Source organism: Candidatus Palauibacter soopunensis (assembly GCF_947581735.1).
Classification (GTDB): Bacteria; Gemmatimonadota; Gemmatimonadetes; order Palauibacterales; family Palauibacteraceae; genus Palauibacter; species Palauibacter soopunensis.
The window spans coordinates 156,294-179,920 of record NZ_CANPVT010000052.1 but is presented as its reverse complement, the minus strand read 5'-3'; the positions used below and the strand labels follow the sequence as shown (position 1 = coordinate 179,920).

Genomic DNA, 23,627 nt, shown 5'->3' with positions numbered 1-23,627 from the left:
GGGATCGAATGCAGTCCAGGAGGAATCATGACGTCGTCACGAGAACACAGGGTCGTCAGCACCGCGGTCGCCTTCCGGCTCGCCGCCGCCGCGCTCGCGCTCGCCATCCTCGCCCCCGCTGCACCGCTGGCCGGGCAGGAACGGGACCCGGATCACTTCGGCCCGGCGGACGTATTCGAACTCGAAGTCGCCGGCGATCCCCGGATCTCGCCCGACGGCTCCCGGGTCGTCTACGTGCGGTCCTCGATGGACATCATGACGGACCGTCAGCGCAGCAACCTGTGGATCGTCGACTACGACGGTTCGAACCACCGTCCGCTCCTCACCGGACAGACGAACTTCTCCTCTCCGCGCTGGTCACCGGACGGCACGAGGCTCCTCTACGTCGCGAGCGACGAGCACGGGAAGTCGCAGCTCTACCTGCGCTGGATGGACACCGGACAGACGGCCCTGCTCACGCAGTTGGAGCGAGGCCCGGGCGGGCTGTCCTGGTCCCCCGACGGGAGTATGATCGCCTTCAGCATGTTCGTCCCGGACACGCCGCCGCCCTTCGCGCAGATGCCGGCGAAGCCGGAAGGCGCGACGTGGGCGCCGCCCGCCACGACGTACGAGCGGCTCTACTACCGTTCCGACAGCCAGGGTTTCCTTCCGGTCGGGTACTCCCACGTCTTCGTACTTCCCGCGGAGGGAGGGACGCCGCGGCAGGTCACGCACGGCCCCTACAACCACGGGGGGACGCCCGAGTGGACGCCCGATTCGCAGCACCTGCTGATCTCGGCCACCCGGCGCGACGACTGGGAGTACGTGCGGGATTCCGAGATCTTCGAGTTCTCCGTCGCGGACGGGGCCGTCCGGCAACTCACGGACCGGCGCGGGCCTGACTCCGGCCCCGTGGTGTCACCCGACGGCGGGATGATCGCTTACACCGGCTACGACGACCGCTTCCTCGGGCACCAGGTGTCGAAGCTGTACGTGATGAACCGGGACGGATCCGGCTCGCGCCTCATCGCCGACGACCTCGACCGCTCGATCGGGAACGTGCACTGGGCAAGTGATGGGGCGGGGCTGTTCTTCCAGTATGACACCGAGGGGAACACGCGGCTCGCCCACGTCGACCTCGACGGGACCGTGACGGATGTCGTCTCCAGCGTTCAGGGGCTGTCGATCGGCCGTCCCTACGGAGGCGGCACCTTCTCCACCTCCGGGAACGACCGTTTCGCCTTCACCTACGGGACGCCGGACCACCCCGCGGACCTCGCGGTCACGAATCGCGGCGGCGATTGGCAGCGCCTCACGCATCTGAACGAAGACCTCTTCGCGCAGAAGGCGATCGGGGAGACGGAGGAGGTCTGGTACAAGTCCTCGCACGACGGACTCGACATCCAGGGCTGGATCGTGAAGCCGCCGGACTTCGACCCGAACCGCAAGTATCCGCTCCTGCTTGAGATCCACGGCGGGCCGTTCGCCAACTACGGCGACCGCTTCAGCGCCGAAGTCCAGCTCTTTGCGACAGCGGGGTACGTCGTCCTCTACACGAACCCGCGCGGCAGCACGAGCTACGGCGAGGACTTCGGGAACGAGATCCACCACGCGTATCCGAGCTACGACTTCGACGACCTGATGTCCGGGGTCGATGAGGTGATTTCGCGCGGATACATCGACGAGGATCAGCTCTTCGTCACCGGAGGGTCCGGCGGCGGAGTGCTGACGGCGTGGATCGTGACCCACACGGACCGCTTCGCCGCGGCCGCGTCGCAGAAGCCGGTCATCAACTGGTATTCGTGGGTTCTGACCGCGGACATGGGAGGCAGCGGAGGCATCAACTACTGGTTCCCGGGCGCGCCGTGGGACAACCTCGAGCACTACATGGAACGGTCGCCGGTTCACCACATCGCGAACGTGACGACGCCGACGATGCTCATCACGGGCGAGGTCGACTGGCGGACGCCGATGTCGGAGTCCGAGCAGTTCTACCAGGCGCTGAGGATCCGGAAGGTGCCGTCGGTGCTCGTGCGAATTCCCGAGGCGAACCACAGCATCGGCGCGCGTCCGAGCGGGCTGATCAGCAAGGTGCAGCACATCCTCGCCTGGTTCGAGCGCTACCGGACGAGCGGGACGACGACACAGTGAGGACGCGATGAGCCACGACCGGTCCGGCAGGTCGGACAGGGAACTCGGGCTCGACCGGGAGATCACGCGCCGCGACTTCGTCCAGTTGGCGGGGGCGGGGATCGCGGGCTCCGCGCTCCTCGGGTGCGGGACCGAGGCCCCCGGAGGCGGCAGCGGCATTGCGGTTCCGGGGATGGCTTCGGAGCCGTGGTCCGACGCGCTGGGGCCCGACTGGTACGGGCCGGGCGGAGTAGGGGACTACGCGCCCTCGCACGGAAACACGCCGGAGGTCGTCCGCTCGGCGCACTGGGTCCGCGACGGGCGGGCTCCGGGCGGGGGGGTGACGGACACCGGGGAGCGCTTCGACGTCGTGATCGTCGGAGGCGGGCTCGCGGGTCTCTCCGCCGCCCACCACTTCAAGCGGCACCGGCCGGCGGGGCGCTGTCTCGTCCTCGACAATCACCCTGTGTTCGGCGGCGAGGCGAAGCGCAACGACATCATGGTCGACGGCGTGCGCCTGGCCGGACCGCAGGGGTCCAACGACTTCGGTATACGCCCGCCCACCGGAGAGCCCGACGACTACTTCACGACGCTGGGCATCCCGCGCGAGTTCGAGTACGCCCCGGACGCGGGCCAGGTGAAGGCCCCGCTCGAGAACTACGGCTTCATGCACTGGGTCCAGGACCAGTTCTCCATCGGGCACTACTTCGGGGGGACGCGGCGAGGCGGGCGTCCCGGCTGGTCGGGCGGGTCGGGAGGCTGGGTCAACGGACTCTTCGGGGACACCTCCCGCGCGCCCTGGACGCCGGACGTACGGGAGGGCTTCGAGCGCTGGCGGAACGCGCGGGTCACGGATCACGTGCCCCCCGACGCCCCCGGGGGACCGGACAACCCCGGGCCGTGGCTCGACGGCATGACGCTCAAGGCCTACTACCAGGACGTGCTCGGCCTGCCGCCCGAAGTAACGGCGTACGTGGATCCGATCCTCGCCAGCATCATCGGGCTCGGCTGCGACGCGATCTCCGCCTGGTGGGGGATGCACTTCGATCTGCCCGGCTTCGGGCTGCCGTCCCGCTACGACGGCATGACCTTCCACTCCTTCCCCGGCGGGAACGCGGGGATCGCCCGCTATTTCGTGAAGGACGTCGTGCCGGACGGGATCGCCGGCGAGCGCACGCTGGGGGATGTCTTGAACGGGGCGATCGACTTCGGCGCCCTCGACCGGCCGGACCAGCCCGTGCGGCTGCGGCTGGGGTGCACTGCGATCGACGTGCGCCACGCGGGAACGGGCGATGGCCGCGTGCGCGTCACGTACGTGCACGGGGATCGCGCGTACTCCGTCGAGGCCGATGGAGTCGTGCTCGCGAGCGGGGGGTGGATGAACCGCTACATCGCGGCCGACCTGCCGGACGGGCACCGCGCGGCCTACGAGCACTTCCGCCACGGCCCGATCCTCGTCGCGAACGTGGCGCTCCGGAACTGGCGCTTCCTCGACCGCCTCGGGATCGCCGGCTGCTTCTACGAGGGCGACCTCGGCTTCTCGTGCAACATCCGGCGGCCCATGTACGCGGGCGACTACCGGCCGGTCCACGCGCCGGACCACCCGACGATGCTGACCTTCTACATCACCTTCGAGGCACCGGGTCCATCACCGGTCGATCAGGGGCTGGCGGGCCGCACGGAGATGCTGAGCACTTCCTTCACGGAATACGAGAGACGGCTGCGGGCCCAGATGGTGGAGCTTTTTGCGGAGGGTGGCTTCGATCCGGCGGAAGATATCGCCGGCCTCGTCCTCAACCGCTGGGGGCACGCCTACGTGGCGCCGGGTCCCGGCTTCTTCTTCGGGCGCGACGGGGCCCCGGCCCCGCCGGATGTGATTCGCGAGCCCTTCGGCCGCGTCGCGATCGGACATTCCGAACTGCGCGGGCACCAGAACTGGACCGGCGCGTCCGCCGAGGGTCGTCGAGCCGTCGAAGCCGTCCTCGATCTCATCTGATGCCACCGCGATGCAACGGGTAAAGCTGCGGGCGGGCTCCCGCGGCCTGTGGTCGCTCGCGCTTTGCGCGCTGGCGGGCTGTGCGTCGTCGGCCGTCCCGTCCATCGAGTACGAGATCCTGGGGACGTTCCCGCACGATCCCGCCGCGTACACGCAGGGCCTCCTCTTCCACGACGGAGCGCTCCTCGAGAGCACCGGCCGCTACGGCGAATCGAGTGTGCGACGCGTCGACGTGCCGACGGGCGAAATCCTGGCGAGCGTCGCGGTGGATTCGGCGCTCTTCGGGGAGGGACTCGCCCGAGTGGACTCCGAACTCGTGCAGCTCACCTGGAAGTCCGGCCGGGCCTTCGTCTACGATCTCGAGACCCTGCAGGTGCTCCGGGAGTTCACCTACGAGGGCGAGGGTTGGGGACTCTGCTACGACGGGGAGTCGCTCTGGATGTCCGACGGGTCGAACGCGCTCGAGCGGCGGAATCCGCAGGATTTCACGGTTCTCGCGACCGTCGAGGTCACGCGCGCGGGGTCACGGCAGGGTCGGCTGAACGAACTGGAGTGCGTGGACGACTGGATCTACGCCAACGTCTACCAGACGGACGTCATCGTCCGCATCGACAAGGCCACCGGCGAAATCCTCGGCGAAATCGACCTTTCGAGCGTCCCCCTCAGCGCCCGCCGCCCCGGCGACCCGGAAGCGGTGCTCAACGGCATCGCCTACGTCCCGGAGACCGGCGTCTTCCTCGTGACCGGCAAACTCTGGCCCAACCTGATCGCCCTACGGCTCGACGACTAGCAGGGCCGGGGCACCGACCGGACGCACCCGGTTTCGTCTCGCCCGTGTCGCTACAGGGCGCCGGCGAAGCGCTCGCCGAGGCTCTGGAGGCGAGCCACCGGTTCGTTGCTGAACACGAGGCGGAGTTGGTACTCCGCGTCCGGGCCGCCCCAGGCGTCCATGGGTGTGGCGGCGACGCCCGCGCGGGCGAGGAGCCGCTCGGAAAGCTCCCGGGCCGTAAGGCCGAGGGGCCGGGTGTTGACGAGCAGCGACCAGCCGCCCGCGGCGGGCCGGACCGGGTAGTCCCGAAGCGCCTCCAGCACCGCGTCGCGCCGGCGCTCCCAGCGCTTCACGCTGGCGGCCACATCCTCCGCTTCGTCGGCCGCGGTGAGCGCCGCCAGCGCGCCGGGCTGCCCGATTCCGACCCCCGTCACGACGTTGTAGATCCCCACCTTCGCGACAGCGGCCATGACGGCGGCCGGCCCGACGATCCAGCCGGTCCGCCAGCCGATCATGCGGTGCTCCTTCGAGACCGAGCCGACCGTGAGCGTGCGCTCCCGCATGCCGGGGAGGCCGGCCGGGTGCAGGTAGGAGCGGCCGTCGTAGAGGATGCGCTCCATCGCCGCGTTGTAGAGGAGCCACAGGTCGTGGCGCTCGCACAGTTCCGCGACGACGGCCCAGTCGTCGGCGCCGAGCACGCCGCCGGACGGCATCGACGGGTTCATGATGAAGAGCGCCCGGCTCCGGTCGCCGACGCACCCGGCGAGGGCGTCGAGGTCGAGTCGCCAGCCTCCCGCGGGATCGTACCGCCAGGGCGCGAGCCGGGGGCGCGCGCCGGCCAGCCGCGCGCGCTGGAGCATGCCGGCGTAGGTGGGGTCGGTGACGATCACCTCGTCGCCCGGGTCCACCGTGGCCAGCAGGGCGTTGAACAGGCCCTCCGTGCCGCCCGCGGTGATCACGCATTCGCGGGCAGGATCGTAGTCCCGTCCGGAGAGCCGGGCGACGTGCCGGGCGGCCGCCGCGCGGAGGTCGGCCCGGCCCGTGAAGGGCAGGTAGCTGTTGGCGGCCGGCGATTCGAGCGCGGCGCGGGTGGCGGCCACGGCCGCCGCGGGCGGGCGCAGGTCGGTGTCGAGGTTTTCGAGCCGGAGGATGTCGGGATCGCCCGCCGCCGCCCGCGCCACCCCGTCGATGTCGAAGCCCGGAATGTCGGCCAGCCGCCCGGGCGGTGGACGCGCGCTGCCCTCCGCGCCGCTCACCCGCCCATCCTCCGCTGCAGGGCATCGAGTGCCGCCATGAGGTCGGGCTCGTCCGACAACACGCCCAGCAGCGGGTCGGCGTCCAGTTCCCGCGCCCTCTCGGGCATCGTCCGAATCGTGAAGTCCTCCATGGAGAGCCCCTCTCCCACTTCGGCCCAGCCCAGTGGCGCCGACACCGTCGCCCCGGCCCTCGGACGGACAGAATACGGCGCCACCACGAGCCGCCCTCGGCCGTTCTGCACGTAGTCGATGTAGATCTTGCCGTCCCGCCCCGCCGGGTTCCGCACGATCGTGGCCCGGTCGGGAATCTCGGCCGCCACCGCCTTCGCGAGAAGGAGCGCGAGCGTGCGCGACTGCTCGTAGTCGAGTTGCCCGCCGAGCGGGATCATCACGTGGATCCCCGAGGACCCGCTCGTCTTCGGATAGCTCGGCAGCCCGATCTCCTCGCACATGTCACCGATCGTGCGCGCGACCTCCACGACATCCTCGAAGGGGGCGTACGCCTCCTCCCCGTCCCGCTTGTGTTTGGGGTCGAGGTCGAGGAGGCACCAGTCCGGGCGGTCCAGGCTCCCGATGCGGCTCGCCCACACGTGGAGCGGAATGGCCCCGAGATTCGCGACGAACACCAGCGTGGCGGGGTCGTCGGCGATGAAGTAGTGGATGTCGCGTTCGGAACCGTCGCTCCAGATCGCCTCCGTGCGCACCCACTCGGGCTGGAACCCGGGTGCGTTCTTCTGGAAGAAGGATTTTCCGTCGACCCCGTCCGGATACCGCGTCAGCACGAGCGGCCGGTCCTTCAGAAACTTCAGCAGCCACGGCGCGATGTCCCGGTAGTACGCGATCAGATCGCCCTTCGTGTATCCCTCCTCCGGCCAGAAAATCTTGTCGAGATTCGAAAGCGGCAGTTCCTCGACCGGCGGGGGCGAAGTGTCGACCCGCACCGGATCCGCGAGCGCCGCGCGCGGATCCCGCGGAAGCCGGCAGTCCGTGGGGAGCACGTGCTCCTCGTCCTCGGCCCCGGTCCGTTCCCCCGGCGCCGGAACGCGGCGCAGGAACACGGAGTGCCGGAGAAGGCCGCCCTCCGTGACTTCCTTGTAGCGGACTTCGGCGACGAGGCGGGGTTCGACCCAGGTGTGATCGTCTCCCGCGGGAGCGGGGGTCACGAACGCGGGGGCGTCCGACTTCAGGTCGTCGAGCCGGGTCCGGAGGTCGGCCAGAGTCTTGTCGTCGAAGCCCGTCCCGACGCGGCCGACGTAGTGGAGCGCGAGGTCATCGTCGCCCGCCGGCGCTCCCGAAGCGGAGTCGGCGGGGCCGTAGGCGCCGAGGTGGAGGGCCCCGAAGCCCGTCCGCGACCCGGCGGGACTCGTGAAGCCGACGATGACGAAGCGGTTCCGGCGGGCCGCGTGGATCTTCATCCAGTCGGGCGAACGGCCGCCGCTGTACCGGGACTCGGCGCGCTTGGCCATGATCCCCTCCAGACCCATGCCCTGAACCTGCCGGAGCAGGGCCTCCCCGCAGCCCTCGAAGTGTTCGCTGAAGCGGATCGGACCCGCTTCCGGCACCACGTCGCGCAGGAAGCGACGCCGCTCCGAGAGCGGGAGATCGCGCAGATCGCGGTCGTCGAATGCGAGCAGGTCGAAGGCATAGAAACTCGCCGGCGCCTCGAAGGAGGCGCGCCGGATATCGTGCGGACGCGAGAGCCGGGCGCGCTTCTGAAGGTGCCGGAAGCTGGGGTAGCCGGCGGCGTCGTGGACGACGACTTCGCCATCGAGGACGATTCGCCGGAAAGGGAGCTTGCGCAGGGCGCGCGCGATATCCGGGAAGGTCGGGAGCGCGTCGTGTCCGTTCCGGGTCAGAAGGCTCCCATCGCCCGCGACGGCCGAGGCCAGCATGCGGTAGCCGTCCAGCTTGAGTTCGAAGTGCCACGCGGGGTCGTCGAACGCGTCTTCGCGCGGCTGGGCGAGCATGAACTCCACCTCCGAAGGGTCGACCGGCCGCTCCGGCGCGCCCGCCGCCTCGAGAGCCGCGGCCACGTCGTTCCCCGGATACCAGCCCTCCTCCCGCCGCGCCATCTGCTCGACGGTGAGGCCGGACAGGATGGAACTCTCGGGAAGCGACCCATCCTCGAGAATCGGGTGTCCGCCGCGCCGCTCGCGGATGAGCAGCCATTCCCTGCCGGTCTCTCCCTTCGCGAGCCGCACGAGCGTCCACACGCCCTTGAGTTTGTGGCCCCGAAGCTCGAACAGGAGCTTGCCCTTTTCGAGTCCCTCCTCCGGATCTTCGAGCATGAGGCAGCGGCCGATATCCCATACGATCATCTCGCCGCCGCCGTACTCGCCGGCCGGAATCACGCCCTCGAACTCGATGTATTCGACCGGGTGGTCCTCGACGTGCATCGCGAGCTTCTTGTCGGCGGGATCGGCCGAGATGCCCTTCGGCACCGCCCAGGAGACGAGGACGCCGCCGATCTCCAGCCGCAGGTCGTAGTGCCGTCGGGTCGCCGCGTGCAACTGGACGACGAACACGCCGACGCCCGTCCCGGGCGCCCCGCCGAAGGGCTCCGGCGTGCGCTCGGAAGCTCGCTTGTCCCGGTACTCCTCGAGTTTCCCTCGGGGCATACTCGCGGCGCTGCCTCCCGACGTGGTCCGGCAGCCCGATTTTCGGTGCCGGTGTGCATGATCCGTCCCGAAACCTATAATTCGTCCCCCCGGTCCGGCATCAGACCCGGGGTTCGGCCGGGCGCCGGCATCGCGCCGGCGGTTCGGCGCGCACACGGAGAAGACACAGGATGGCTCCTCGACCCATCGCGACGGCGACGATCTCGTTCGGGCTCGTTTCGATCCCGTGCCAGCTCTATTCGTCCGCCGAGAACTCGCAGAAAGTTCGCTTCAACTTCCTCTCCCCCGAAGGCGCTCGCGTGAAGCAGCAGTACGTGGACGCCAAGACGGGAGAGCCGGTCGAGCGCCGGGATCTCATCAAGGGCTACCAGTTCGCGAAGGACCAGTACGTGACGTTCAAGCCGGAGGAACTGAAGGCGCTGGAGGCGGAGGCGACGCAGGCGATCGAGATCGTCGAATTCGTGCCGGTGGACCAGGTCGAGCGGGCGTATATCGGGAAGACGTACTACCTGGGACCCGCGCGCGGAGGGGACAAGGCCTACAGCCTCCTCGGAGCCGCGATGAAGAAGACGGGCTGGGCCGCGCTCGCGAAGTATGCGGCGCGGGGCAAGCAGTATCTCGTCCTCGTGCGGCCAGTCGGGGATCACCTCGTCCTGGAGCAACTCCACTACGCGCACGAGGTGCGGGACATCTCGGACGTACCGTCCGGAGAGGGCGAGGTCGTCGATGCGGAACTCGGTCTCGCGGTGCAGCTGATCGAGCAGATCGCCTCGGAGGATTTCGATCCGTCCAAGTACGAGGATGAGGTCGGACAGCGCATGCTCGAAGCGGTCGAGCGGAAGGTCGCCGACGGAACCGAGATCACCGCGCCCGTGGAGGAGGAGACGACGGCGCAGGTCATCGACCTCATGGCCGCCCTCCGGGCGAGCGTTTCCGGCGCCGACGAGACGGAGGCCGGGGCCGACGACCAGTCGGCGAGCGAGCCGCAGAAGAAGAAAGCCGCGGGGTCTTAGCCGGACTCAACGAGAAGAAGACCACCCAAGGAGAATCCGATGCGGGTTCGATCCGTCGCGCTGTTCGCGTCCATCCTTCTGTTGCCGGTGTGGCAGGGTTCCGGCAACCCTCCGCCCTCCGCCCCGACCGTCGACGATCTGCGGGCCGGCGTCCCGGACCGGATCGCCGCCTTCGATGCGGCCGACACGGAGACGCTGCGGGTCCCCGGGCTCGAGGCCGGCGTCGAGATTCTCAAGGATCTGTGGGGCGTCAGCCACATCTACGCCGAGACGGAGCACGACCTCTTCTTCGCGCAGGGATACAGCGCCGCTCGCGACCGCCTCTTCCAGTTCGAACTCTGGCGCCGCCAGGCCACGGGCACGGTCTCCGAGATCCTCGGTCCCCGGGAACTGGAACGGGACCGCGGCGCGCGGCTGTTCCGCTTCCGCGGCGACCTGGAAGCGGAACTGAACCACTACCACCCGCGCGGCGCGGAGATCATTCGGGCCTTCACGGACGGGATCAATGCGTACATCGCCGAGACGGAGCGCGACCCGGACCTGCTCCCGGTCGAGTTCGAGATGCTGGGCATCCGTCCGCAGCCGTGGACGCCCGACGTCGTCATCTCCCGCCACCAGGGCCTGCTCATGAACATCGGGCAGGAACTCGATCTCGGAATCGCCGTCGCGGCGGTGGGGGCGGAGAAGGTGAAGGAGGTCTCCTACTTCCATCCCGGTGAACCGGATATCGATCTCGACCCGGCGGTCGACGGATCGCTCCTGCGGCGCGAGATCCTCGACGTGTACCGGGCCTTCCGCGGACCCGTCCGGTTCCAGCCGGAGGACATCGATCCCCGCTTCCGTGCCACGGCGTCCGACGCGGAGGCCTTCGCTCTGCGGACGCTCCGGGAGGAAGCCGAGGCCGAGGCGTACGAAGCGGAGCGCCTCGAGGCGGAACGGATGGGGACGGGGAGCAACAACTGGGTCGTGGCGGGGAGCCGCACGCTGAGCGGACACGCGATCATGGCGAACGATCCGCACCGGGTGCAGGCGGCGCCCTCCTTGCGCTACCTGGTCCACCTCGTGGGGCCGGGCTGGAACGTGATCGGCGGGGGCGAGCCGGTCCTCCCGGGCATCTCGATCGGACACAACGGATACGGGGCGTGGGGCCTCACCGTCTTCCAGACCGACGCGGAGGACCTCTACGTCTACCGGACGCATCCGGAGGACCCGGACCGCTACCTGTACCGCGGCGACTGGGAGGCGATGCGCGTGATCGACGACGAGATCCCGGTCGAAGGGCGGGGGCCGGAGCGGGTGCGGCACAAGTACACGCGGCACGGACCCGTCGTGTACGAGGACCGCGGCAACGGCCTCGCCTACGCGGTGCGCGCGGGATGGATGGAGATCGGCGGCGCGCCCTACCTCGCCAGCCTGCGCATGAACCAGGCGAAGACGTGGGAGGAATTCCGGGACGCCTGCAATTACTCGAACATCCCCGGCGAGAACATGGTGTGGGCCGATGTGGACGGGAACATCGGCTGGCAGTCCGTGGGGATCGCGCCGATCCGCCGCAACTGGTCTGGCCTCGTCCCGGTGCCCGGGGACGGCCGCTACGAGTGGGACGGCTACCTCGAGATCGTGCACAAGCCACACGTGTTCAACCCGGACAAAGGGTTCTGGTCGACGGCGAACCAGAATCTCGTTCCGCCCGGCTACGAGCACCGCGACGCGGTGGGCTGGAGCTGGAGCGACCCCTTTCGGAGCGCGCGCATCGACGAAGTCCTCGCGACGGGAAGGCGCTTCACGATGGCGGAGATGATGCAGTTGGCGACGGACTACGTGTCGCTCCCGGCGCGCTCCCTGGTGCCGATGCTGCGCGGCGTGGACCTGCCCGCAGCGGCGGAGGCGGCCCGAGGCGAGTTGCTCGACTGGGATTTCGCGCTGGCCCCGGAGTCCCGCGAAGCCGCGATCTACGTGTCGTGGGAGCGTGAGATCCAGAGGCAGATGGTACCGCTCGTCGTTCCGGCCGAAGTCCGCGCGTCGCTCGGACGCCTGTCGATGAAGAAGATCATCGATTGGCTCGGCTCGCCGCCCGCGTGGTTCGCAGCGCTCGGAGACGGGGACCCCGTGGCGGGCCGCGACGTCTTCCTTGCCCGCACGCTGGCCGACGCCCTGGAGGGGCTGGAGGATCGCTTCGGCGGCGACCCCTGGCGCTACGGCGACGTGCGCTTCAAGCACGCCCGGTTCCGGCACCCGCTATCCGGAATCGTGAACGCCGACATGCGGGCGCGCCTCGAGGTGGGGCCGCTCCCGCGCGGCGGCAACGGCTTTACCGTGAACCAGACGGGAGGCGGGGACAATCAGACCTCGGGCCCCTCCTTCCGGATCATCGCGGAGGCGGGGGATTGGGACACGGCCGTGTTCACGAACACGCCGGGGCAGGGCGGAGATCCCGACGACCCCATGTACCGGAACCTGTTCGAGGGCTGGGCGAAGGACCGCTTCTTCCCCCTCTACTACTCCCGCGAGCGCGTGGAAGCGGCCGTCGCCGACCGCCTGATGCTGACGCCGAACTAGCGGCAGCAGATCGAACCGCCGCGCCCCGCTATCGGATTCGCAGGGCCCACACCGATATGTGTCGCGGAGTCCGGCCACCGCCGGGAGAAGAGACCTTGAAGCTCGTCGGGGCCAGGGCCCCCTTCGGACTCCAGCGAAGCAATGCGCCGGAGCCGGCACGCACGCTCCAATTGTGTTCGTGCGCCGACGCCGTCGAGGCGTACGGGCGGAGCCAGTTTTCCTCCGAGAACCGCCGCCAGATGTCCGCAAGATCCCAGGACCACAACCAGTTCGCGCCGTGCAGATCCATCCACAGCGACATGTAGAAGGCGGCCAACAAGTGCTCGACCCGCGTCTCGGCGACCTCCTCCAAAGAGGCATACCCGACATGGGGTGACTGCGTCAGACGGTGCATCAGCGCCTGTTCGCCTCCGGTGTAGTCGCCGCCGTACCGGTCCATGACGTACCGCAGGAGCATCGACGGTACATCGTATTGGGCTCTCGTGCTGCGGCACGGCCCGTCGTTGCCCTGCGACCGGCGCCCGACCCACGAACACTGTTCCGGGGCCCCCGACACCCGCCGGCCACGAGAGTAGCCGGGGTCCCAGCCGAAGAACCGGGCCAGCCCGCCGACCCACTCCGCATACCAGGCCTTCCCGCTGTTGTAGGCGTCCCACCCCCGGTCCGAGGTCGATTCGTGTCCGAAGAGCCGGTAGGCGACGAGCTGCTCGGCCAGCGTGGCCCCGCCTTCGGCCTCCCAGGTCGTCTTGTAACCTGCTCCGTTGAACACGTAGGCGCCCCTTTGCACGATGTGTGTTACTTCGTGTGTCAACAGGGACGGGTAGTAATCCAGTACCTCCTGCCTGGTCCACGCACGCCCGTGTACGCCGCTGGAGTCGGGAACGACACCGTAGAAGATCTCCGCTTCGTTGCTCGTCCATGCGGTCGATGCATAAAGGTCTCCCACCCAGACGAACCCGCCGATCCGCGTTGCATTGACATCCTTCGTCATGAGGACCAGGAAACGCTCGTTGCCGTCGACATCGGAGAGCCCGCCGAAGTACGCGTCATGCACCGGCTTCGTGTGCGACGTGTAGAACGCATCGAGCGTGGTCAGCTCGGAGGCCGTGAGCCCGCCGGGTGGATTGGCGAGATCCTCCAGCCAGATCCCGTTGGCACCCCTGAGACGGACGACGGCCCTCACCGTGTCGCGTTCGCTGCAATCGCCAAAGCAGCCGCCGAACAACGTCACCGTGTCACCGGTGGAGTACTGTCGTCCGTCCGCCGCGGTCGGCGATGCGATGGGGGTCCCCGGCCCCAGGCTGCGGAGCAGCTCGTCCTCCCTCTCCATAAAATGGTTGTGCACTTCCCAGTCTCGGCGTGAAGCCGGTTGGTGCGGATCGGATCCGGTGCCTCGGTCGGCCCCGGCCCCGGCGGTGCCCGGCGCGAACCCGTCCGGAATCGGACCCGCGAAGGCGACCCCTTCGCGGGCGGCGCGTTGAGCGCCTTCCTGCCTGGAAGCGGCGGCGGACACGCCGAGGCTCGTGAACACGTCCAGATCGCCGGGAATGCCGGAAACGGTGACCGGCGACAGGGACGACGGCTCATCGGCGGTCGACACCACCCCGATCAGCCACTCACCGCCCGTCGAGTCCCCCGGCAGCAGCAGGCATCCGTTACCGGCGTACGTATAGCGGTACCAACCGGGGTCGAGGTCGATGCGCTCGCGATCCGTCGGCGTCACGCTCACCGGCCGGGCGTCGCTCAAGCCCAGAACCGTCACGTCAAGTTCGGCCTTTCGCGGCGGAAGGCAGTCGCCGCGCGGGACGCGGATGGTGAGTTGCGTTGCGCTCGCAGCGGTCACCGGGGCGGGGACGCCGTCGACGAGGACGAGATTGTTCGCGATGGAAGTCGCGAATCCCCGTCCATGGATCGTCGCCTCCTCTCCCTCGAGCAGGACGGCGGGTTCCACCGTCCCGATCTCGACCCCGTCCACGGTGACCGAGAAGCTCTGGCTGACGCTCAGACCGCCGTGGTCGGTACCCGTGACCGTCACCTCCGACTTACCCCTCGCCACGGCGGTCACCGTGAGCCCGACGCCGGCGACGTGCACGGACGCCACGGTCTCATCCGAACTCGTCGCGGTGTAGGCGAGCGCCTCGCCGTCCGGGTCCCGCACATACCGTGTGAGAAGCACGGTCTCCGAAGCGCCCGACGCCAGATCCAGTGCGGGGACCGCCGTGACTTCGGGCGCCCGGTTGGGGACCGTCACGGCGAAACTCTGCGTCGCAGTCAGGCCTCCCGGGTCGACGGCGGTGACCGTGACATCCGCGACACCGGTCCGCGCGGCAACCAGCGTGAGTTCGCTGCCCGTGGCGGCGACGGTGACCACCTGACGGTTTGACGTGGTCGGGGTGTACGCGAGCGCAGTCCCGTCCGGGTCACTGAAGAATTCGTCCAGCGACATGGTCGCCGACTCCCCCGCCACTATCTCGCGCGGCGGGATCGTCCCCTCCGCGACCGGTGCCCGGTTGGCGGCGAGGGGCGCGGACGTCGGCAGGGCATCACCGCAGGCGCCGAACCATGTGGCCACCGCCAGCGTCAATGCGCCTGCGCAGGCGCTCCGCGTGCCGTCGTGTGGTGAGGCCGACGTCGATGATCTGCCCGCCTTGGGCAAGCGAACTCCCATCCTCCGGCGTTCCTTGGGCTGGAGGGGTGGAAACAGCTTTCAATAAGAAAATTTAGGTGAAGTCGAAGTGTGGCGCGCCACCAAAATGGGGGGGTAGATGTTCGGTTCTGGCGCCTGGCGGGGTCTCTGGATCGCCCGATACCGGTGCCGAACTAGCGCTCGAGGTAGAAGCCGATGAGGCCCTGGTGCCGGGGCGGGTCGGCGCCGAGCTGACGGAGCATCGTCGTCACCTGGCCCCGGTGGTAGGTGGCGTGATTGACGACGTGCTGCAGCATGTGCCAGAAGACGGCGTGCATCGGTTCGCCATCGAAGAACCGGTAGTCCATCACGCGGTGGATGTCCTCGGGGCCGAGTTCCGCGACGAAACGGCGGACCCGCGCCTCTTCTTCCAGCCAGCGCGCGCGAATGTCGCCTGCGGTCTCGAAGTCGGCGGCAGGCAGGTGCTCCGTCGGGAAGTGTCCCCGCCAGCGTGAGCACCAGACCCATTCGGCCGATACGACGTGGGCGAGCGTGTCGCGGATGGAGCCGAAGCTGCTCCCCAGGTCCCGGCGGAAATCTTCGGGCGCGATCCGCTCGACGGCATCGAGCGTCCCGTCGCGGGCCCAGTAGTGGAAGTCGAGAAGTGTGATCAGCGCATCGCGGGTCATGGGAGGAGTCTACTCGCCGCGACCGCCGGCTGCATCTCCCGGACGCACAGCCGGAAGTCCGTCTCGCGTTTGCAGCGGGCGCGGCGCTTCGGCTAGATTCCATGGCTGTTCCGCAGACGCCTCCGCCGGAGGCCGACAACCAGCGTGTGGGGAAGACATGAAAGCAGGCATACATCCGGAGTACGCACCCGCGAAGATCACCTGTGCGTGCGGCCGGGAGACCGAGACCGCGTCGACGGTGGGCGAGATCCACGTCGAGATCTGTTCGCACTGCCACCCCTTCTTCACGGGGCGGCAGAAGCTCGTTGACACGGCGGGACGCGTGGAACGGTTCATCGCCAAGTACGGCGATGGGAACACCCGCAGCGAGGAGAAGGACGCGGTGGAGAAGGAAGAGGCCGCGGAAGAGGAGGCAGTGGCGGCGGATGCCTGAGCCGGAGGCGTCCGGCGCTCGACACCGCATTTCAAGTGACGGGGTTCCTCGCGGACCCCGTTTTCATGTAGGGAACGAATGATGTCGGATCGGGACACGCTCGAGGATCGCCTGCGCGACGCCGCCGAGCGGCACGAGACGCTGGCGCGCCGGATGGCGGAGCCCGAAGTGCTGTCGGATATGGCGCTCCTGCGCGACCTGGCGCGCGAACACTCGGCGCTGGAGCCGGTGGCGCACGCGGCGACGCGCCACTTCAAGCTCCTCGACGATCTGCGCCAGGCGCGGGAAGTCGCGGTGGAGTCCGAGGGCGAGTTGGCCGAAATGGCCGCGGCCGAGGTTGCCGAGCTGGAGGCGGAGCGCGAGGCGGCGCGGGAAGAACTCCGCCGGCTCCTGGTTCCGAAGGACCCGCTCGACGACCGGCCCGCCGTGGTGGAGATCCGCGCCGGAACGGGCGGGGACGAAGCCGCGCTCTTCGCGGCGGACCTGTACCGGATGTACGCGCGCTTCGCCGCGGAGTCCGGCTGGGACGTGGAACTCATCAGTACGAGCGAGGGCGCGCTCGGGGGACTCAAGGAAATCGTCTTTGTCGTGCGCGGATCCGATGCCTATGGCCGCCTCCGCTACGAGTCCGGGGTCCACCGCGTCCAGCGTGTGCCCGAAACTGAAAGCCAGGGTCGGCTGCATACCTCCGCCGCGACGGTGGCCGTCCTCCCCGAAGCGGAGGAAGTGGACATCGAGATCGACCCGGCCGACCTCAAGATTGACGTGTTTCGCTCCTCGGGGCCCGGCGGGCAGTCCGTGAACACGACCGACTCCGCGGTGCGGGTCACGCACCGGCCGACCGGGCTCGTGGTGTCGTGCCAGGACGAGAAATCGCAGCACAAGAACAAGGCGCGGGCGCTGAAGGTGCTTCGGAGCCGGCTGCTCGACCGGCTGGTCGCCGAACAGGAGGCGGAGCGGGCCCGTGAGCGGCGCACGCAGGTGGGGACGGGTGACCGCTCCATGAAGATCCGGACGTACAACTTCCCCCAGAACCGCGTGACGGATCACCGCATCCACTTCACCACCCACCGCCTGGAGGCCATCCTCGCCGGCGACCTGGGAGAGGTTGTGGAGGCGCTGCGACTGGCCGGGACGGAGGAGCGGATGGCGGCGGGGGGCGGATGATCGATCCGCCGCCGGGCGGGGCGGCGCGACGCCCGGCGGGTCCGACGCGCCGAGAGATCGTGGAGGGCGTTCGGCGCGAGCTCGAGTTGGCCGGACTGGAGGCGCCGCGCGTAGAGGCCGAGCGACTCGTGGCCGCGGCGCTCTCGCTGTCCGTGAGCGAGCTTGGCGTCTCGGGCGGGGAACGCATCGATCCCGGCGGCGCCGCGGCTGTGGCGCGCGCCGTTTCCCGCCGTCTCGAAGGGCAACCGCTCCAGCACATCGAGGGCACAGTCGATTTCCGGCGCGTCCGCCTCGTGTCGGATGGCCGCGCTCTCATCCCGCGACCGGAGACCGAGCAGCTCCTCGACCTCGTCGCCGCCTGGCGCCGTGACCGGAGCGCACCCGTCGACGCACTCGATATCGGCGTCGGATCGGGCGCCATCGCGATCGCGCTCCTCGACGAGGGCATCGCCGCCCGCGTCGTCGGGCTCGACGTATCGGCGGACGCGCTCGACCTGGCCCGCGAGAACGCCCGCCGCGCGGACGCCGACGGACTCGAACTGCGCCTCTGCCCGCCCGACATCTGGTCCGCGCTCGAGACCGGCGAAACCTTCGACCTCATCATCTCCAACCCGCCTTACGTCACGACCTCGGAGTGGAACGGCCTCGATTCCGTCGTCCGGGACCACGAGCCCCGCGTCGCACTGGACGGCGGGGAGGACGGACTGGACGTGATTCGAACCGTCGTGTCCGGCGCCGCGGCCGGTCTCCGGGAAGGCGGCGCTCTCTTCCTTGAGATCGGGACGTCTCAGGGTTCCGCGGTGATGACGCTGCTCGAGGCGGAGCCGAGTCTCGCGGACCGCCGGGTGCGCATCGATCTCGCCGGCCGACCGCGATTCGCATCGGCGCGGAGGCGCAGCTCCGGCTAGCAATGTCCCCCGGTCGTTCAAGTCGCGTCGGGGTCGGGGCCGGGTTATACTCGGGCGTCGAATCGTCTGCCCGGGCCCGCGGATGGCGAACGGGGAGGGCACGGGAGATTCGCACCTCCGCCCGCTGTCGGCGTGACCTGCCGGCCCGGGGTGCTTCCTGATTCCGTTTCGAGCCGGAGACATGGACGAGCGAGACCGCATGCTGGAGAAGGCGCAGGAGGTAGGGCGGATCATCTCCCAGTTGCCCGAATACGCCTACCTGCGCGCGGCCCGCCGCGAGATCGACGAGGATCGCGACGCGACGGAGCTGCTCAACCGGATGCGCGACCTGCAGAGCGCGCTCATGGAAGCGGTCGGCCGCGGCGAGCAGCCGAGCGAGGAGCAGGAACGGGAGTTCGCGGAACTGCAGGAGAAGGTCCAGACGAACGCCCGCTACCAGGCCCTCATCTCCTCCCAGGCGAACTTCGAGAAGCTCATGGAGCGGGTGGATCGAGCGATCGGGGAGGGAGTCCGCAAGGGGGAGGAAAGCCGGATCATCCTCCCGACATGAAGGCGGTTCGCGACCTGGGGGAGCGCGCGTTGCGCGCGATCTTCGAGCCGGCCATGGCGTGGCTCACGAGACGCCGCGTCCACCCCAACGTCATCAGCACGCTCGGTTTCGTCATCACCTGCAGTTCGGGGTATTTCTTTCATCAGCATCATGTGAGCACGGCCGGCTTCCTCGTCCTCCTCGGCGGGGTGTTCGACCTGTTCGATGGCACGGTCGCCCGCCGCACGGGCCTGGCGTCGTCCTTCGGCGCTTTCTACGACTCGACGCTCGACCGGCTGTCCGAGATCGTCGTGTACCTGGGACTCCTCTCGCTGTACAACGACTACCGTCTCGAGCTGGGCGACGTGGGGATGATCTACTGGATCGTACTCGCGCTCGCCGGTTCGCTGATGATCAGCTACACGCGCGCCCGGGCCGAGGCACTCGGCATCGCCTGCTACGTCGGGCTCATGCAGCGCCCGGAGCGGGTCATCCTGATCGGCTTCGCCGCGCTGATCTTCGGCGAGACGACCATGTTCGGACACCAGGGTCTCGTACTCAGGGTCGTGATCATCGTTCTCGCGATTCTCACCAACCTGACCGCCTTCCAGCGGATCTGGTGGGTGTACCGGAATACGCGGCCCGACGGCGAGCCGCCCGGGAAGTCGAACTGAACCAGACACGGAGTGAACCGGCATCGTGGATTCGGATAGATCACCTGCAACCATTGCCTCCGCGGAAGGAACGCTCGGCGTTCTTCTCGTAGGGCTCGGAGCGGTCTCGACGACTTTCATCGCGGGCGTGGAAGCGGCACGCCGCGGGCAGAACCGGCCCATCGGATCGCTCACCCAGATGAATACGATCCGGCTCGGCAAGCGGACCGAGAATCGCACCCCGTTCATCCGCGACTTCGTGCCGCTGGCCGAACTGGACGACCTCGTCTTCGGCGCCTGGGACCCGATTCCCGACAACGCCTACGAGTCGGCCAAGGTGTGCGGCGTCCTCCGGCCGGAGGACATCGATCCGCTTGCCGACTTCATGCGGGGAATCGAACCGATGCCGGCCGCCTTCGACCGCGCCTACGTAAAGAAGCTCGACGGCTCGAACGTGAAGACGGGCGCGAACAAGCGGGAACTCGCCGAACAACTCCGAGAGGACATCCGCCGTTTCAAGGCGGAGAACGGCTGCGACCGCCTCGTGATGGTGTGGGCGGCTTCGACCGAGATCTTCATGAAAACGAGTCCGGTGCACGACAGCCCGGACTCCTTCGAGCGCGCGATGGAGGAGAACCACCCCGACATCGCTCCCTCCATGCTCTATGCGTGGGCCGCGCTCATGGAGGGCGTGCCATTCGCGAACGGGGCGCCGAATCTGACCTGCGACATCCCGGCGCTTCTCGCGCTCGCGGCCGAGCGGGGCGTCGCGATCGCCGGGAAGGACTTCAAGACCGGCCAGACGCTGATGAAGACGATTCTGGCTCCGGGTCTCAAGGCGCGCATGCTCGGCCTCAACGGCTGGTTCTCGACGAATATCCTCGGCAACCGGGACGGCGAGGTGCTCGACGATCCGGAGAGTTTCAAGACGAAGGAGGAGTCGAAGCTCGGGGCCCTCGAATATATCCTGCAGCCGGACATGTACCCGGACCTCTATGGAGACATGTATCACAAGGTCCGCATCAACTACTATCCGCCGCGCGGTGACAACAAGGAGGGCTGGGACAATCTCGACATATTCGGCTGGATGGGGTACGGAATGCAGATCAAGATCGATTTTCTGTGCCGCGACTCCATCCTGGCCGCGCCCATCGTTCTGGATCTGGCGCTCTTTCTCGACCTCGCGGCGCGCTCCGGACTGTCGGGAGTCCAGGAATGGCTGTCCTTCTACTTCAAGGCGCCGCAGACGGCTCCGGACCTGTATCCGGAACACGATATTTTCATCCAGCATTGGAAGCTCAAGAACACGTTGCGCTGGCTGAGGGGGGAGGAACAGATCACCCATCTCGGCGTGGAGTACTACGACTGAATGAAGGGGTGCTTCCTCGTATTCGAGGGACCCGAGGGAGCGGGGAAATCGCTCCAGCTCGAACGGCTGGCCGAACGGCTGGCCGCATCCGGGGTGCCTCACACGGTGACGCGCGAACCCGGCGGCACGGCGGCCGCGGAAGCGATCCGTAGCGTCCTCCTGGACCGGCCGGAACTGCGACTCGACGGGGTCGCCGAACTCCTGCTCTTTTCGGCGTCCCGCCGAGCCCATGTCGAGGACGTGATCCGGCCCGCGCTGGAGCGTGGCGAGTTCGTCCTCTGCGACCGCTTCGAGCTTTCCACCCGGGTCTACCAGGGCTGGGCGCGCGGAGTCGCCGCGAAGACGGTCGAACAGGTCACCCGCGCCGCGACCGGCGGTCTCGTTCCGGATCTATACCTCGTGCTCGACGTACCGGTGAAGGTGGGGCTGGGTCGCCAATGGCAGGATCAGGAAGACCCCGGCCAATTGGCCTTCTTCGGCCCCGCTCCCGATCGAATCGAACTCGAGAAGCGATCGTTCCGCGAACGCGTGCGGGAGGGGTACCGACAGTTCGCGGCGGAAGAGAAGAGGATCGTGCTCGTCGACGGCTCGGGGACCCCGGATGAAGTGGAGGGTCGGGTTCTGAGGCTTCTGGAGGAGAGATTCCCGGATCGTTTCTGAGCGCGAACTTTCCTCTTTGGCGGCACGGTGTGACATTGACGGTAGCGGCGGAGTGCCGCTCGAACGCGGCCCGACGCGGCCGCCACCACGGAGGCTGCATGAGACTGGAGCGATCCTGGACGACGGGAGTGCTGGTCGGCGCCATCGCCCTGGCGACCGGAGGCTGGCTGATAAATCAGAGCGGGGCCGCGAGCGGTGGCGAAAGCCGCCGGCTCCTGGATGAAATCCACCGTCTGATCTCCGCCCGCTTCGTTGACGAGATCCCGCCGGAGGAGTTGTACCAGATGGCGATCGACGGGATGCTCGAGAATCTGGGCGACCCGTATACGACCTTCCTTGAACCTCGGGATTCCGAGGATCTGCGTCTCACCACCACGGGCAACTACGGTGGACTCGGCGTCCGGATCGACGTGAAGGACGACTGGATCACGGTCGTTCAGGTGCTCCCCAACTCGCCGGCGCTCCGGGAAGGACTCGAGGTCGGCGACCGCATCATCGAGGTCGAGGGCGAATCCGCCGAGGGCTGGTCGGTGGACAAGGCCGTAGACACGCTGCGGGGGGAGAAGGGGGCGCCGGTCAACATCACCATTGCGAGGGTAGGCGTGGACCTGCCGCTCGCGATTCGCATCGTGCGCGACGTCATCCAGGTGGCGCAGGCGCAGGGCTTCATCCTGGACGACGATATCGGATACGTGACGCTGCGCGGCTTCAGCCGTGAGGCGAAGGAGGAACTGATCGCGACGCTGGACCGCCTCGTCAGTGAGGGGGCCGGCGGACTGATCCTGGACCTTCGGCGGAACCCCGGCGGCCTGCTGCCTGCGGGAATCGATGTCACGGATCTCTTTCTGGAGCGCGGCAGGCCCGTGGTGGAAACGCGTTCTCGACTGGAGGAACAGAATTACCTGTTCCGCGCCTCCACCGAGGATCGCTACGCGGATATTCCTGTCGTCGTCGTCGTGGATGGCCTGAGCGCGAGCGCGTCGGAGATCGTTGCCGGCGCCCTGCAGGATCACGACCGGGCGGTCGTGGTGGGCACGACGACGTTCGGCAAGGGTTCCGTGCAGACGCTGTACGGGCTCTCCGGGAACAACAGCATGAAGGTGACCACGGCCCGCTGGTATACTCCGGCGGGGCGCTCCATCACGAAGGACTTCGACCGCGAGAGCGCGCTCCGCAACCTGGCGGCGAGCGCCGTCGCGATTTCCGGCGAACCGATCGCGGCGCGGTCGGAGCCGGGAGACCGGGAGGAGTTCAGGACGACGGGCGGCCGGACGGTGTACGGAGGCGGCGGGATTACGCCGGACCTGATCGTCTACCGCGACACGCTCTCCACCGAGGAACAGGAACTGCGCCGCCTCGCGACGCGCTCGGGGGCGATTCCGCGGAACATCGTCTTCCGATGGGCCGTCGAGTATTCGAACGAGCACGATTTCAACGAGGGTTTCTCCGTCACGCAGGGGATGCGTGAAGAAGTCTGGACGGCGCTCGTGGAAGCGGGAGCCGAGGTCGAGAGGGAACTCTTCGACGAGTCGCAGACCTACGTCGATTGGCTCATCGCGGATGAGCTGGCCGGCGCGGAGTTCGGCGAGGTGCCGCAGCTCCGCAGCCGAGCGGTGCGTGACGCGCAGATAGGGGTCGCAATGGGCCTTCTGAGGGAGGCGGATTCGCCGGAAGCGCTGCTCACCGTGGCGGCGCGTGTCGCCGAGGAGCGGGGTGCGGACGGCGCGCAGAGCGAGGAGTCCGGCGGGGACCGCTAGCAGCCCGTGGCAAACCCCGCGTCAGCGCCGAGAGCGGTGAAGCGCTGGATTCAAAGATGTGAGGAGACGAGTTATGAGAGAGCGCACGCGACGATCGGCCGTGATTGCGACCACGATGGCTCTGATGGCGGCAATGGCGTGCGCCAGCAACCCTCGCCCCGGAACGTACACCCGGCTCATCATCACCGGCAGCGAGATCCGTGACGCCGGGTATCGGTCGGCCTACGAGGCGCTCACCCATCACCGGGAACTGATCATCTTCGAAGACCGGATCGGCTTCAGGGGTGGGAACGACAGCGCCGGTCTGTTCGGACGGCAGACGCAGGATTACTACGTGCCGCTGCTGGTCGTGGATGGCGACTTCAACCTGAATGACGCGGTCACCACGCTGCGACGGATTCCCGCGGAGGAAATCGTGTCGATCCGGCTGTACCACCAGAGCATGGTTCCGCCCCGCTACCGCCGGCCGGGCGCGGAGGGCGGAGTGATCGAGGTCAACACCCGCTAGTGCGGTGT

At 68.4% G+C, this 23,627-nt stretch carries 18 protein-coding genes; 14 read left to right on the top strand and 4 right to left on the bottom strand.

What is annotated here, in order from left to right; translation table 11 throughout:
- Window positions 1-27 precede the first annotated feature (27 nt).
- Genes RN901_RS13180 through RN901_RS13170 form a run of 3 tightly spaced genes read left to right on the top strand, consistent with a single transcriptional unit; the run spans window position 28 to window position 4,895 of the window.
- Window positions 28-2,130 carry a S9 family peptidase gene (locus RN901_RS13180; RefSeq protein WP_310758750.1) on the top strand — a complete coding sequence of 701 codons (2,103 nt, stop codon included), beginning with the start codon at window positions 28-30 and terminating at the stop codon, window positions 2,128-2,130.
- A 7-nt stretch (window positions 2,131-2,137) separates the two neighbouring features.
- Window positions 2,138-4,105, top strand: coding sequence for an NAD(P)/FAD-dependent oxidoreductase (locus tag RN901_RS13175; protein ID WP_310758749.1), 1,968 nt, complete (start codon window positions 2,138-2,140; stop codon window positions 4,103-4,105).
- Between the two features lie 10 nt (window positions 4,106-4,115).
- Window positions 4,116-4,895 (top strand): glutaminyl-peptide cyclotransferase, encoded by a 780-nt coding sequence (locus RN901_RS13170; RefSeq protein ID WP_310758748.1) that lies wholly within the window; start codon window positions 4,116-4,118, stop codon window positions 4,893-4,895.
- Window positions 4,896-4,945: 50 nt separating this feature from the next.
- Here RN901_RS13170 and RN901_RS13165 read toward each other — a convergent pair whose 3' ends face one another.
- Both RN901_RS13165 and ligD read right to left on the bottom strand, forming a co-directional pair.
- Window positions 4,946-6,130, bottom strand: coding sequence for a pyridoxal phosphate-dependent aminotransferase (locus RN901_RS13165; RefSeq protein ID WP_310758747.1), 1,185 nt, complete (start codon window positions 6,128-6,130; stop codon window positions 4,946-4,948).
- A complete protein-coding gene (gene ligD, locus RN901_RS13160) occupies window positions 6,127-8,748 on the bottom strand; it encodes a DNA ligase D (RefSeq protein WP_310758746.1) in 2,622 nt (873 codons plus the stop codon). The genes RN901_RS13165 and ligD overlap by 4 nt, the downstream gene beginning before the upstream one ends.
- Before the next feature lie 170 nt (window positions 8,749-8,918).
- Between ligD and RN901_RS13155 the strand changes: the two genes are divergently transcribed.
- Together RN901_RS13155 and RN901_RS13150 are read left to right on the top strand one after the other, a co-directional pair.
- Window positions 8,919-9,761 (top strand): Ku protein, encoded by an 843-nt coding sequence (locus RN901_RS13155; RefSeq protein ID WP_310758745.1) that lies wholly within the window; start codon window positions 8,919-8,921, stop codon window positions 9,759-9,761.
- A gap of 39 nt (window positions 9,762-9,800) precedes the next feature.
- The gene (locus RN901_RS13150; protein WP_310758744.1) at window positions 9,801-12,320 is read left to right on the top strand and encodes a penicillin acylase family protein; all 2,520 of its coding nucleotides are present in this window, start codon (window positions 9,801-9,803) and stop codon (window positions 12,318-12,320) included.
- 28 nt (window positions 12,321-12,348) lie between these two features.
- Here RN901_RS13150 and RN901_RS13145 read toward each other — a convergent pair whose 3' ends face one another.
- Window positions 12,349-14,904 carry an IPT/TIG domain-containing protein gene (locus tag RN901_RS13145; protein WP_310758743.1) on the bottom strand — a complete coding sequence of 852 codons (2,556 nt, stop codon included), beginning with the start codon at window positions 14,902-14,904 and terminating at the stop codon, window positions 12,349-12,351.
- A 236-nt stretch (window positions 14,905-15,140) separates the two neighbouring features.
- Complete coding sequence (locus tag RN901_RS13140) at window positions 15,141-15,635, bottom strand: DinB family protein (protein ID WP_310758742.1); 495 nt, start codon at window positions 15,633-15,635, stop codon at window positions 15,141-15,143.
- 157 nt (window positions 15,636-15,792) lie between these two features.
- Here RN901_RS13140 and rpmE point away from each other — a divergent pair, with 157 nt between their 5' ends.
- The 9 genes from rpmE to RN901_RS13095 all read left to right on the top strand — a co-directional run bounded on the left by rpmE (window position 15,793) and on the right by RN901_RS13095 (window position 23,619).
- Window positions 15,793-16,068 (top strand): 50S ribosomal protein L31, encoded by a 276-nt coding sequence (rpmE, locus tag RN901_RS13135; protein WP_345782392.1) that lies wholly within the window; start codon window positions 15,793-15,795, stop codon window positions 16,066-16,068.
- 81 nt (window positions 16,069-16,149) lie between these two features.
- Entirely contained in the window at window positions 16,150-17,235 is a 1,086-nt protein-coding gene (gene prfA / locus RN901_RS13130; RefSeq protein ID WP_345782399.1) for a peptide chain release factor 1, read from the top strand.
- Window positions 17,232-18,143, top strand: a complete 912-nt coding sequence (gene prmC / locus RN901_RS13125) for a peptide chain release factor N(5)-glutamine methyltransferase (RefSeq protein ID WP_310758740.1) — start codon at window positions 17,232-17,234, stop codon at window positions 18,141-18,143. The genes prfA and prmC overlap by 4 nt, the downstream gene beginning before the upstream one ends.
- Before the next feature lie 181 nt (window positions 18,144-18,324).
- Window positions 18,325-18,693 (top strand): YlbF family regulator, encoded by a 369-nt coding sequence (locus RN901_RS13120; protein WP_310758739.1) that lies wholly within the window; start codon window positions 18,325-18,327, stop codon window positions 18,691-18,693.
- Window positions 18,690-19,346, top strand: coding sequence for a CDP-alcohol phosphatidyltransferase family protein (locus tag RN901_RS13115; RefSeq protein ID WP_310758738.1), 657 nt, complete (start codon window positions 18,690-18,692; stop codon window positions 19,344-19,346). The genes RN901_RS13120 and RN901_RS13115 overlap by 4 nt, the downstream gene beginning before the upstream one ends.
- 22 nt (window positions 19,347-19,368) lie before the next feature.
- Window positions 19,369-20,694: an inositol-3-phosphate synthase gene (locus RN901_RS13110; protein WP_345782398.1), complete on the top strand. Its 1,326-nt coding sequence runs from the start codon at window positions 19,369-19,371 to the stop codon at window positions 20,692-20,694.
- Window positions 20,695-21,354: a dTMP kinase gene (tmk, locus tag RN901_RS13105; RefSeq protein WP_310758736.1), complete on the top strand. Its 660-nt coding sequence runs from the start codon at window positions 20,695-20,697 to the stop codon at window positions 21,352-21,354.
- Between the two features lie 98 nt (window positions 21,355-21,452).
- Complete coding sequence (locus RN901_RS13100) at window positions 21,453-23,111, top strand: S41 family peptidase (RefSeq protein WP_310758735.1); 1,659 nt, start codon at window positions 21,453-21,455, stop codon at window positions 23,109-23,111.
- A gap of 73 nt (window positions 23,112-23,184) precedes the next feature.
- Window positions 23,185-23,619: a hypothetical protein gene (locus RN901_RS13095; RefSeq protein ID WP_310758734.1), complete on the top strand. Its 435-nt coding sequence runs from the start codon at window positions 23,185-23,187 to the stop codon at window positions 23,617-23,619.
- The last annotated feature ends 8 nt before the right edge of the window (window positions 23,620-23,627 follow it).

What these genes read in the sequence shown, in the direction of transcription:
- RN901_RS13180 (WP_310758750.1), top strand. Translation starts at nt 28, where the DNA reads ATGACGTCGTCACGAGAACACAGGGTCGTCAGCACCGCGGTCGCCTTC.
- RN901_RS13175 (WP_310758749.1), top strand. Translation starts at nt 2,138, where the DNA reads ATGAGCCACGACCGGTCCGGCAGGTCGGACAGGGAACTCGGGCTCGAC.
- RN901_RS13170 (WP_310758748.1), top strand. Translation starts at nt 4,116, where the DNA reads ATGCAACGGGTAAAGCTGCGGGCGGGCTCCCGCGGCCTGTGGTCGCTC.
- ligD (WP_310758746.1), bottom strand. Translation starts at nt 8,748, where the DNA reads ATGCCCCGAGGGAAACTCGAGGAGTACCGGGACAAGCGAGCTTCCGAG.
- RN901_RS13155 (WP_310758745.1), top strand. Translation starts at nt 8,919, where the DNA reads ATGGCTCCTCGACCCATCGCGACGGCGACGATCTCGTTCGGGCTCGTT.
- RN901_RS13150 (WP_310758744.1), top strand. Translation starts at nt 9,801, where the DNA reads ATGCGGGTTCGATCCGTCGCGCTGTTCGCGTCCATCCTTCTGTTGCCG.
- RN901_RS13140 (WP_310758742.1), bottom strand. Translation starts at nt 15,635, where the DNA reads ATGACCCGCGATGCGCTGATCACACTTCTCGACTTCCACTACTGGGCC.
- rpmE (WP_345782392.1), top strand. Translation starts at nt 15,793, where the DNA reads ATGAAAGCAGGCATACATCCGGAGTACGCACCCGCGAAGATCACCTGT.
- prfA (WP_345782399.1), top strand. Translation starts at nt 16,150, where the DNA reads ATGTCGGATCGGGACACGCTCGAGGATCGCCTGCGCGACGCCGCCGAG.
- prmC (WP_310758740.1), top strand. Translation starts at nt 17,232, where the DNA reads ATGATCGATCCGCCGCCGGGCGGGGCGGCGCGACGCCCGGCGGGTCCG.
- RN901_RS13120 (WP_310758739.1), top strand. Translation starts at nt 18,325, where the DNA reads ATGGACGAGCGAGACCGCATGCTGGAGAAGGCGCAGGAGGTAGGGCGG.
- RN901_RS13115 (WP_310758738.1), top strand. Translation starts at nt 18,690, where the DNA reads ATGAAGGCGGTTCGCGACCTGGGGGAGCGCGCGTTGCGCGCGATCTTC.
- tmk (WP_310758736.1), top strand. Translation starts at nt 20,695, where the DNA reads ATGAAGGGGTGCTTCCTCGTATTCGAGGGACCCGAGGGAGCGGGGAAA.
- RN901_RS13100 (WP_310758735.1), top strand. Translation starts at nt 21,453, where the DNA reads ATGAGACTGGAGCGATCCTGGACGACGGGAGTGCTGGTCGGCGCCATC.
- RN901_RS13095 (WP_310758734.1), top strand. Translation starts at nt 23,185, where the DNA reads ATGAGAGAGCGCACGCGACGATCGGCCGTGATTGCGACCACGATGGCT.